The sequence below is a fragment of the Pseudomonas protegens genome, assembly GCF_003363755.1.
Taxonomy (GTDB): Bacteria; Pseudomonadota; Gammaproteobacteria; order Pseudomonadales; family Pseudomonadaceae; genus Aquipseudomonas; species Aquipseudomonas danubii.
Genome location: NZ_CP031396.1, coordinates 372166 through 383099, shown reverse-complemented (window position 1 = coordinate 383099; position 10934 = coordinate 372166). Strand labels below are relative to the sequence as shown.

Genomic DNA, 10934 nt, shown 5'->3' with positions numbered 1-10934 from the left:
TCAGTCTTCTTCCTCATGCTGCAACTCGAACAGCAGCAGTGAACGCCCGGTCACCGAGTAGCTGTGGCCGAAGGCGAAGCGCTCCTGGCCGCGCACCGCCGGCTGGTTGGTGTCGAGCATGCAGCTCCAGAACTCGCCGGCCGGAACCTCGGGCAGGCGGAAATTGACGATGTCGTGATGGGCATTGACCACCAGCAGCACCGTGGCGTCGGCCCCGGGGCGGCGGATGCCGGTTTCCTGGGCACGGCCGTCCAGCAGCATGCCCAGGCAACGGCCGTGGGGGTCTTGCCATTGTTCGGTGCTCATCTCGTTGCCGTCCGGGGCCAGCCAGGTGACGTCCTTGACCCCGAGGTCTTCGTTGTAGCTGCCCACCAGGAAGCGCCCGCGGCGCAGGATCGGGTAGCTCAGGCGCAGCTTGATCAGGCGCTTGACGAACTTGAGCAGCGCCTTGCCGTCGGCGTCCAGCTCCCAGTTGATCCAGCCGATCTCGCTGTCCTGGCAGTAGGCGTTGTTGTTGCCGTGCTGGGTGCGGGCGAATTCGTCGCCGGCCACCAGCATCGGCGTGCCCTGGGCCAGCAGCAGGGTGGCGAAGAAGTTGCGCATCTGGCGCAGGCGCAGGGCGTTGATCTCGGGGTCGTCGGTGGGGCCTTCGACGCCATGGTTCCAGGACAGGTTGTTGTCGCTGCCGTCCTGGTTGTTCTCGTCGTTGGCCTGGTTGTGCTTGTCGTTGTAGGACACCAGGTCGCGCAGGGTGAAGCCGTCGTGGGCGGTGACGAAATTGACCGACGCGTAGGGCCGCCGGCCGCGCTGGTTGAACATCTCGCCGGAGGCGGTCATGCGCCCGGCGAAGTCCGCCAACTGGCCGTCGTCGCCTTTCCAGAAGGCCCGCACGGTGTCGCGGAAACGGTCGTTCCATTCCACCCAGCCCGGCGGAAAGCGCCCCACCTGGTAGCCGCCGGGGCCGCAGTCCCAGGGTTCGGCGATCAGCTTCACCTGGCGCAGCACCGGGTCCTGGCGGCAGGCCACGAGGAAGCTGTGGCGCTCGTCGAAACCATCGTGGTAGCGGCCGAGGATGGTCGCCAGGTCGAAGCGGAAACCGTCCACGTGCATTTCCGTGGCCCAGTAGCGCAGGGAGTCGGTGACCATCTGCAGCACGCAGGGATGGCTCAGGTCCAGGGTGTTGCCGGTGCCGGAATCGTTGATGTAGAAGCGCTTGTCGTCGGGCATCAGGCGGTAGTAGGAGGCGTTGTCGATGCCGCGCATGGACAGGGTCGGGCCTTGTTCGTTGCCTTCGGCGGTGTGGTTGTAGACCACGTCCAGCAGCACCTCCAGTCCGGCCTCGTGCAGGTGCGCGACCATTTCCTTGAATTCGGCGATCTTGCCGCTGGCCAGGTAGCGCGGGTCGGGGGCGAAGAAGGCGATGCTGTTGTAGCCCCAGTAGTTGGTCATGCCCTTGTGCAGCAGGTGCTGGTCGTTGACGAAGGCATGGATCGGCAGCAGCTCCACCGACGAGACGCCAAGCTTGCGGATGTGCTCCAGCACGTCGTCCACCATCAGCCCGGCAAAGGTCCCCCGCAGGTGTTCCGGCACTGCGGGATGGGTCATGGTGAAGCCGCGCACGTGGGTCTCGTAGAGGATGGTCTTGTCCCAGGGCACGCTGACCCGATGGTCGTGGCCCCAGGTGTGGGCCGGGTCGATGACTTTGCACTTGGGCACGAAGGGCGCGCTGTCCCGTTCATCAAAGCTGAGGTCGGCGTCAGGATGGCCGATGGTGTAGCCGAACAGCGCCTCGGACCATTTCAATTGGCCCACCAGCTGCTTGGCATAGGGGTCGATCAACAGTTTGTTGGGGTTGAAACGGTGGCCGTTGGCCGGCTCATAGGGGCCGTGCACTCGGTAGCCGTAGATCAGCCCGGGGTGAGCGTCGGGCAGGTAGCCGTGGAAGATTTCGTCGGTGTACTCGGGCAGTTCGATACGTTCGAGCTCCACGTCGCCGGCGGCGTCGAACAGGCACAGTTCGACCTTGGTGGCATTGGCCGAGAACAGCGCGAAGTTGACGCCCAGGCCATCCCAGGTGGCGCCCAGAGGGAAGGGCAGGCCTTCACGGATGCGCGAGGGTTCGTTCTCGGGAGTCGGCGGAGTCTGCTTGGATCTGCTCATGGTTGCTCCTGCAAAAAGGATCAGGGGGCCGGCCGTAGGTTTTTCAGGGCGAAGCCATCCAGGGTGGCGTGCGGGCGCGCCACCGGTTCAGGGCGATAGAGAGGCGGGAGTGTCGTCAGTGGGCTGGCGGCTTGCGCGGTGCCCGGGGTTTCTTCGGCGCCGCAGGCTTCTCTCCTGGCGGCACTACCACCGCGGCGGCCGACTTGGCCTTGGGTTTGCTGGCGCTCTTGCTGGGCGCACTGGCGGCGGCAGATTTGCTCTTGGCGCCCTTGGGCGGCTGGCTCGGGGCCAGGGCCTCGGCCTCGGCGAGCTTGCGGGCCATTTCCCAGTGTCGGGCTTCGTGACCCTCCGGTTTCCCTTCCGACTCCCAGATCTGATAGGCGAATTCACGTATGCGTTTGTCGTCGGTACTCATCGCAATGCTCCTGGACTGAACTCAATGTTGAATCAAAAGGTTGAGTGGAAAGTCTTGCAATACGGCGCTGATCAGCAATTCCTTGTGGGGTGTGACTGCTCCGGTTGAAAAAAGTCCATTCAGGTTGCGGCCCGAAGCGGTGAACGGTAGTTGCACCCGTGTATCGCCCCATCGCTGCGCATCCACCTTGGGGATTGCACTGTCATCCAGCAGGCCGGCGACCTGGATCGGCACTATCACCACGGCTCGTTGTTCCTGGTATTCACGCATGAACGCCAGCACCCGGCCGGCTTCCTGCCCCAGCACCGTCAGCGGCTGGTAGCTGCCGCGCTGGAACAGCTCCGGGTATTGACCGCGCAGGCCCAGGACGCGGGCGATCAGGCCCTGCTTGATGCGTCCGTCACGCCACTGGGCCAGCCACTGCCGAGGATCGCGCGGGCTGTCCAGGGCCCGTTGCCGGGCCGGGTAGTCCGGCAGTCGGCGGTTGTCCGGGTCCACCAGGCTGAAGTCCCAGAAGTCGTTGCCCTGATACAGGTCCGGCACCCCTGGTACGGTCATGCGCAGCAAAGTTTGCGCCAGGCTGTTGAGGGCGCCGCCAGGGGCGATGCTGTTGGCTGCCGCCGCAAGCGACTGGCGCAGGGCCAGGCCTTGCGGCGAGACCAGCACGGCGCTGACAAACGCCTGAACGCCCTCTTCGTAATCAGGATTGGGGGCTGCCCAACTGCTGTGCAGCTTGGCTTCACGCAGGGCCTTGAGTTGCCATTGCCAGATGCGCCGGGCATAGCGCTCCAGGCCCGGCTGATCCTCGGCCCGCAAATCCAGGGGCCAACTGCCCAGCAGGGTTTGATAGAGGATCAGTTCATCGCCTGCCGAAGGGACGTCGGGGTGCTGGTGCAAGGGGGCAGCCAACAGCCGCCAGCTGGCCACTTGGCGGGCATACCAGGGGGCCCGCTCACTGAGCAGGGCCAGGCGCGCGCGGCTGTCTTCGCCACGCTTGTGGTCATGGGTGGCGCTGGTCAGCAGGTTGTCGGGGAAGCTGTCCAGGCGCTGCTGGCAAGCGCTGTGGAAGGCCGAGATCGGCGCGCTGAACTGTTCGCTGTTGAAGCCCACGTCATTGCGCGCCAGGAGCACCGCCGAGCGGTAGAAGGCGGTGTCCTCCACGGCCTTGGCCGCGGCCGGCGAGGTCAGTTGCTGGAAGCGCACGCAGGCGTGGCGCAGCAGCTTGCGCGCCCGGCCCGGTGGTTGCCGGCGCCAGCCCTGGCCGCCGAGCCAGCGCTCCAGGCAATCGAGTACCGGCCAGTCGGTCTCGCTCAGGCGGCCTCGGGCGCCGTCCATGGCCTGTTGGAAAAACCGCTGGTCCTGGGGGCCGCGGCCCTGGGCACCGATGTAGGTGCGGTACACCGGAAAGTGCACGATCAGCTCCTGCAGCGCCCGGCGGATGGCCCCCAGGGTCAGGTCGCGGCTCATCAAGTCCAGCCGCGCCACTTGCAGCAGCGCCTGGGCCACGTTTTCAAAGTCACCGGCCAGGGAACCGTTGAGGATCTGCTGGCGTGCCTGCAGGGCTTCCTCGCCGAACTGCGGCGACCGCTGGCTGTGCCGGCTCCACAGCTCTGCCAGCAGCGCCTGGCCGGCGGGGGCCTGTTGCAACAGCGACAGCTGGTTCATGAATTCGTAGCCGGTGCTGCCGTCCACGCCCCAGTCGCGATGCAGGGTCTCGCCCGCGCCGAGGATCTTCTCGACGTAGATCGGCAGGTGCTGGCCCGGACGCAGGCGGTCGACCCGGCGCCGCAGCTTGCGGCAGTAACCCCGGGGATCGGCCAGGCCATCGATGTGGTCGATGCGCAGGCCATCCACCAGGTTTTCTTCGATCAGCTGGAAGACCTTGGCGTGGGTGGCTTCGAACACGGCCGGGCGTTCGACCCGCAGGGCCCCCAGTTCATTGACGTCGAAGAAACGCCGCCAATTGATGTCATCGGCCGCGGTGCGCCAGCTGGCCAGACGGTAGCTCTGTTGTTCCAGCAACTGATGCAAACGCGTGAAGCCGTCGGCCTGGCGCGAGTCGTAGCCTTGCAAGTGGGCGTCGATGGCCTGGCGCACTGACGGCTGGCGCAGTTGCTGTGCCAGTGCTTGTTGCAGGGGCCGGGCCTGGGCATGGGCGGCGCCGTTGAAGCGCAACGCCGCAAAACCGTCGGCCAGGGATTTCAGGGCGCCGCTGGACTCGGCGTCCAGCGGCTCCGCAAGTCGCAGCAGTGGTGCGTAGTCCCAGGGGCAGATGGGAAAGCAATGGTCGTGGTGCTGTACGTGAAAGCCACCCAGGTCGTCGTCCAGGCGCAGCTTCAAGCGGCCTTCCTGCAGCGCCACGCCATAGTCGCTGTCGAGGAACGGCAGGAGCAACTGACCTTCCATCAGCGGGTCCGCGGAGTGCCACTGGATATCGAAGAATTCGCCATAGGGGCTCAGCCGCCCCCATTGCAGCAGGTCCAGCCACCAGGGGTTGTCGCTGCCGCCCACGGCCATGTGGTTGGACACGATGTCGAGGATCAGTCCCATCCCTTGTTGACGCAGGGCCGCCACCAGGCGCCGCAGGGCCGCTTCGCCCCCCAGCTCCGGGTTGATCTGGGTCGGGTCCACCACGTCATAGCCGTGCTGGGAGCCGGCCCGGGCCCGGAGCAGGGGTGAGGCATAGAGATGGCTGATGCCCAGGCGGGCGAAGTAGGGCACCAGGGGGACGGCGTCGTCGAGGGTGAAGCCTTGATGAAACTGCAGGCGCAGGCTGGCCCGCAGCAAGGGCAGGGACGGCAGGTTCATCGGTCACGCTCTAGGGCTTGTTGCCGGGCACAGGCCAGCAGTTCCAGGCGCCGCGCGGCATCGCTATCGTCCAGCAGGCGCCGGCTGGCACTGGCCAGGCGCCGGCGCCAGTTGGGGTGGCTGTCGAGGGTGCCGGGCAGGTTGGCCTGTTCATCGATGCCCAGGGCATCTTCCAGGGGGAGCAGCACCAGGGGTGCACGGGTATGACCAAGAAAGCGCACGCTGGCGTCCAGCACTTGGTCGGCTTCGTGGGCCTCTTGGTGAACGTTCTGTGGGTCCTGGGCCAGGGCCTGGCGCAGGCCGTCACGCTCGCGCTGGCGGTGTTCGCGCCATTGCCGCGCGCCCTGTTCATCCACCATGCCCAGGCGCAGGTTCCAGTCGATGTCGCGGCCCTGCCACCAGCCGTTGAGGGTGGGCAGATCGTGGGTGCTGGTGGTGGCCAGGGCGTTGTCCGGCCAGTCCAGGATCGGCTTGAAGTGGCAGTTGTGGTCCTGTTCGAACAAAAGCACGCGCATGCCGAGCATGGCCCGGGCGGCGAGCTTTTCCCGCAGGCCGTCGGGCACCGTCCCCAGGTCCTCGCCGAGGACAATGGCCTGGTGCCGATGGGATTCGAGGGTCAGCAGGCGCAGCAGATCGTCCACCGGGTAGTACAGGTAGGCACCGTCGCAGGGCGGCGCTCCCGACGGGATCACCCAGAGCCGTTGCAAGCCCATCACATGGTCAATGCGCAAGCCGCCGGCATGGGCGAAGTTGGCCCGGAGCATTTCGATGAAGGCGCGATAACCATGGCGCTGCAAACCTTCGGGAGAGAAGGCGCAGATGCCCCAGCCCTGGCCCTGGCGATTGAGGATGTCCGGTGGCGCACCCACGGTCAGGGACGCCAGCAACTGTTCCTGGCGGCTCCAGGCCTGGCTGCCACCGCCGTCGGCGCCCACCGCCAGGTCGGCGATCAGGCCGATGCCCATGCCGCTGCTGTGGGCCGCGCTCTGGGCCCGTTCCAGGCTGCGGGCGATCAGCCACTGGCAGAAGGCATGGAAGCCGATTTCATGGGCCTGCTCCTCGGCGAACCGGGCCAGGGCCGGGCTCGCCGGGTTACGCCAGTGTTGCGGCCAGTGACGCCAGTCCAGGTCTTCGCCGCGGGCGGCGCGCTCGGCCTGGATGGCCTCGAACCGGCAGTGGTTTTCCAGGGCTTCGCCGGCGCTGCGGCGATAGCTGGCGAAGTCCTCGTGCAGGGGGTGCTGGCCGTGGCAGAAGCCTTCGTACAGGGCGCGCAGTGCTTGTTGCTTGGCCTGGGCCGCCTGGGGCCAGTCGATCAGTGGTTGCTGTTCCAGGGCTTGCAAGGCCTGGCCAAGGCCACAGGATTCGATGGCGCTGCGCCAGGCCCGGTCGCCGAGAGTGGCCCCGGGAGCGGCGTACAGGCTGTTGAGAAACAACCGGCTGGAGGGCGAGTAAGGGCTGTAGCGCTCAGGATCGCTGTTGAACATGGCGTGCAGCGGGCTGATGGCCAGGGCATCGGCGCCGCGCTCGGCGGCTTGCCGGGCCAGCTCTTCCAGTGCCTGGGTATCGCCGAATCCACCGTCACCGGGGCGGCGCAGGGCATACAGCTGTACGCTCAGGCCCCAGGCTCGTGGGGTCGGCTGGCCCACGGCGTCGGCCACGCTGTAGCAGCGTGCGGGGGCCACCGCGAGGGTGAAGTGTTCCTCCTCGATGCGCACCGAGTGGTAACCCACCGGGATCTGTCCTGGCAGCACGCTCCTTTCATCGAGCTGCAACGACAGCGGTGCGCCGTTTTCCAGCTCGATGGCACAGCGGGTCCCGGGCGCGAAGTACCGGGCCAGGTCCAGGCCCTGGCCGACGTCGGCGGTCAGCAGCGGTGGCAGGTGCCGGCTTTGCTGCAGATGATGCAACTGCTGCAGGCTGTCGGCGATTTCCTGGTCGCTGTCGGCAGGGTGGCCCAGGCCCGCCAGCACGGCCCGTAACACCCGGGCCTCAACCTTTTGCGGTCGGCCGTTGGCGTCGATCCAGTCCACTGCCAGGCCGGCGCGGCTGGCGAGTATTTCCAGTTGCGCATCGCTCATCGGCGTTCTCCAAGGGGGGCGGTGGGGCAAGGCCCGCTGTGCAGTTGCACCACTGCGCTGAAGGCGGGTAACCAGCCCTGCTGCCAGTGTTCAAGGGCCCGCGGTGGGTGTTCAAACCACAGTTGTGCTGTTGCTTCGGGCTCCAGTTCGACCCGGTGTGGGCTGAGGTTGAGGTCGATGCGCAGCAGGCTGCCGTCACCCAGGTGCCAGCGTGCGCTCAGGGCGCCTTCGGCCAGTACCCGGGTATCCAGGGCCTGGGCGCCGGGCAGGCGCGGGATCAGTTCGCGGTGGCGGATACGCAGCAGGCTGCGGTACAGCTGGCGGGTCGTCTCGGCCTGTTGCGACTGGGGGCGGGGCCGTGATGCCTGGAAGGTCGAGGGGGCGTTGGGATCGGGGATGCGCTGGCGCTGGGCGGCGTCGGCAAAGGCGCTGAAGGCAGCGAACTCGTTGCGCCGGCCCTGGCGCACGGCTTCGGCCAGTTCCCCCTGATGGCTGGTGAAGAACAGGAACGGCTCCTGGGCCGCCACTTCATCGCCCATGAACAGCAGCGGGATCATCGGTGACAACAGCAGCAACACCGTGGCCGCCTGCAGCGCCTGGGTCGGCGCCAGCTGGTTGAGGCGCTCGCCAAAGGCCCGGTTGCCGATCTGGTCGTGGTTTTGCAGGAACAGCACAAAGGCGCTGGGGGGCAGGTGGCCGCTGGGTTCGCCCCGGGGTTGGCCGTGGCGGTTGGCATGGCCCTGGAAGGCGAAGCCCTGGCTCAGGCAGCGGGCCAGTTGCGCGGTGGGGTCGTCGGCGAAGTCGGCGTAGTAAGCGTCGGTCTCCCCGGTGAGCAGCACGTGCAGGGCGTTGTGCCCGTCGTCGTTCCACTGGGCGTCGAAACCCTGCTGCAGCAGGCTGGCCTGGTTGAACTCGTTTTCCAGGTTGAGCCACACCTGGCGCGACGCCGGCACCGCCTGGCGTACCCGCTGGGCCAGTTCATGGAGAAAGTCCGGGTCGTCGATGGCGTGCACGGCGTCCAGGCGCAGGCCGTCGAAACGGTACTCCAGCAGCCACATCAGGGCGTTGTCGATGAAGAAGTCGCGTACTTGCCGCCGGCGGAAGTCGATGGCCGCGCCCCAGGGGGTGTGCAGATCCTCGCGGAAGAAGCCCTTGGCGTAGCGCTGCAGGTGGTTGCCGTCGGGGCCGAAGTGGTTGTAGACCACGTCGAGGATCACCGCCAGGCCCAGGCCGTGGGCGGCGTCAATCAGGGCCTTGAGGTCGTCGGGAGCACCGTAGGAGGCTTCCGGGGCGTAGGGCAGGACGCCGTCGTAGCCCCAGTTGCGCTCGCCGGGGAACTCCGCCAGGGGCATCAGCTCGATGGCGGTCACCCCCAGGTCCACCAGGGCCGGCAGGGCCTGCTGCACCGCCAGGTAGCCGCCCATGACCCCGACATGCAGTTCGTAGATCACCGCCTCGTGCCAGGGCCGGCCACGCCACTGGGGCTGCTGCCAGGCGTAGGCGTTGTGGTCGACCACCAGGCTGGGGCCATGCACATCACCGTCCTGGGCTCGGGAGGCCGGGTCCGGCACCTGGATCTGTCGATCGATGGTGTAGCGGTAGCGGCTGCCCGCCGGGCAGCGGGCCTGAATCACGAACCAGCCGTCGGCCTCGGGCCGCATCGGCAATGACCGGCCGTCCGCCAGTGCAACGCTGACCTCACGGGCATCCGGTGCCCACAGGGCGAACCGGGTGTGCTCGTTATCCAGCATCACTGCGCCGTGGCTCCAGCTGTGCAGGGTGCTTGATGGCATGGGTCCAGGCCCCTTTATTGTCGGGTGGCCTGCCCCAGGGCCTTGGCCACCAGTTGTTCGTAGAGTTCGGCGTAGGGTTCCACCGCCTTGCACCAGTTGAACGGGGCGGCCATGGCCCGGCAGCGCATGGCGTTGAGCAGCGCTGGATAGGCGAAGACCTTGAACGCCCGGGTCAGCGCCTCCTGGTAGCTGGCCACCGTGGATTCGTCGAACAGAAAGCCGGTGACGCCATTCTCGATGGTGTCCGCCAGGCCGCCGGTGTTGCGTGCCACCGGCAGCGAACCGAAGCGCTGGGCGTACATCTGGCTCAGCCCGCAGGGCTCGTAGCGTGACGGCATGAGCAGAAAGTCGCTGCCGGCGAACATGCGCCGGGCATCGGTTTCATTGAAGCCGATGTTGACCCCGATGCGCCCGGGAAAACGCCGGGCCAGGGCGCGCATGGATTGTTCCTCTTCCGGTTCGCCGCGGCCGATGATGGCGATCTGGCCGCCGTTGGCGACGATGAATTCGGCCACGCCTTCGGTGAGGTCCAGGCCCTTCTGGTAGACCAGCCGCGAGACCACGGCGAACAGCGGGCCGTTGCTGGGATCGAGATCGAACATCTGCCGCACATGGGCGGCGTTGGCCGCCTTGCCGTCCCAATCACCCATGCTGAAGGGGCAGAACAGGTGCGCATCGGTGGCGGCGTCCCAGCTTTCGTCGATGCCGTTGGGGATGCCACTGAGCAAGCCTTGCTGGGTCTTGCTGGCGAGAAAACCGTCGAGGCCGCACCCGAAGGCCGGGGTAGTGATTTCCTGGGCGTAGGTGGCGCTCACCGTGGTGATGTGGCTGGCGTAGGCCATGCCGGCCTTGAGGAACGACAGCTTGCCGTAGAACTCCATGCCTTCCTGTTGCAGGGCGTGTTCGGGGATGCCCAGCTCCGGGCACGAGGCCAGGCTGACCACGCCCTGATAGGCCAGGTTATGGATGGTGAACAGGGTCGGGGTGCGCTGCCCGCGCCAGTGCATGTAGGCCGGGGCCAGCCCGGCGGGCCAGTCGTGGGCGTGCACCAGGTCGGGGCACCAGTGGATCTGAGCCAGGTTGGCGGCGATGTCGGCGGCGGCCAGCCCCAGGCGGGCAAAGCGAATGTGGTTGTCGGGCCAGTCGCGGCCATTGTTGGCGCCGTAGGGCGTGCCTTCGCGCTCGTACAGCTCTGGGCAGATCAGCACATAGATCACCAGGCCGTCGGGCATGTCCATGCGCCCGATCTTGCAGGCCGGCAGCGCCGCGTGGCCCCCCAGCTCGCCGATGATATGGATGGGGTTCTCGCTGTGCAGCACCTGGGGATAGCCGGGAATCAGTACCCGCACATCGTGCAGGTGGGCCATGGCCCGGGGCAGGGCGGCGGAGACGTCGCCCAGGCCGCCGGTTTTCACCAGATCGGCGATTTCCGAAGTGACGAACAGCACCCGCTTGCGGTTGGGATTCTGACGAGCCAGCGGCAGTAGGGTCTTGCCTCCAGGGATGGAAATCGCCTGGGGGGCACGTTCACCGGCCTGCTGTTGAGGATGCTCTCCCTGAGTGTCCAATGCGGCGCTGATCATAGGTCTCTCCCGTTTTATTGATCTGTTCTGCTGTCTCAAACGCTACTGTCGGGCCATTCCTGTGGCCGGGCGCAATTGCGCCACACATCGATCAGCC

General features: G+C 66.9%; 6 protein-coding genes. All 6 read right to left on the bottom strand.

Annotated features, from left to right (window positions below):
* The 6 genes from glgX to glgA all read right to left on the bottom strand — a co-directional run bounded on the left by glgX (position 1) and on the right by glgA (position 10837).
* The gene (gene glgX / locus DWF74_RS01565; protein WP_102863448.1) at positions 1 to 2160 is read right to left on the bottom strand and encodes a glycogen debranching protein GlgX; all 2160 of its coding nucleotides are present in this window, start codon (positions 2158 to 2160) and stop codon (positions 1 to 3) included.
* Positions 2161 to 2275: 115 nt separating this feature from the next.
* Positions 2276 to 2575, bottom strand: a complete 300-nt coding sequence (locus tag DWF74_RS01560) for a DUF2934 domain-containing protein (protein ID WP_102863449.1) — start codon at positions 2573 to 2575, stop codon at positions 2276 to 2278.
* A 21-nt stretch (positions 2576 to 2596) separates the two neighbouring features.
* Positions 2597 to 5383 carry a malto-oligosyltrehalose synthase gene (locus tag DWF74_RS01555; RefSeq protein WP_115580130.1) on the bottom strand — a complete coding sequence of 929 codons (2787 nt, stop codon included), beginning with the start codon at positions 5381 to 5383 and terminating at the stop codon, positions 2597 to 2599.
* Positions 5380 to 7461, bottom strand: coding sequence for a 4-alpha-glucanotransferase (malQ, locus tag DWF74_RS01550; protein WP_115580129.1), 2082 nt, complete (start codon positions 7459 to 7461; stop codon positions 5380 to 5382). The genes DWF74_RS01555 and malQ overlap by 4 nt, the downstream gene beginning before the upstream one ends.
* Positions 7458 to 9254 (bottom strand): malto-oligosyltrehalose trehalohydrolase, encoded by a 1797-nt coding sequence (treZ, locus tag DWF74_RS01545; protein WP_115580128.1) that lies wholly within the window; start codon positions 9252 to 9254, stop codon positions 7458 to 7460. Before treZ ends, malQ begins: the two co-directional genes overlap by 4 nt.
* Positions 9255 to 9268: 14 nt before the next feature.
* Positions 9269 to 10837, bottom strand: coding sequence for a glycogen synthase GlgA (glgA, locus tag DWF74_RS01540; RefSeq protein WP_115580127.1), 1569 nt, complete (start codon positions 10835 to 10837; stop codon positions 9269 to 9271).
* Between the last annotated feature and the right edge of the window lie 97 nt (positions 10838 to 10934).

Coding starts and splice junctions, on each gene's coding strand:
- glgX (WP_102863448.1), bottom strand. CDS start 2,160: ATGAGCAGATCCAAGCAGACTCCGCCGACTCCCGAGAACGAACCCTCG.
- DWF74_RS01560 (WP_102863449.1), bottom strand. CDS start 2,575: ATGAGTACCGACGACAAACGCATACGTGAATTCGCCTATCAGATCTGG.
- DWF74_RS01555 (WP_115580130.1), bottom strand. CDS start 5,383: ATGAACCTGCCGTCCCTGCCCTTGCTGCGGGCCAGCCTGCGCCTGCAG.
- malQ (WP_115580129.1), bottom strand. CDS start 7,461: ATGAGCGATGCGCAACTGGAAATACTCGCCAGCCGCGCCGGCCTGGCA.
- treZ (WP_115580128.1), bottom strand. CDS start 9,254: ATGCCATCAAGCACCCTGCACAGCTGGAGCCACGGCGCAGTGATGCTG.
- glgA (WP_115580127.1), bottom strand. CDS start 10,837: ATGATCAGCGCCGCATTGGACACTCAGGGAGAGCATCCTCAACAGCAG.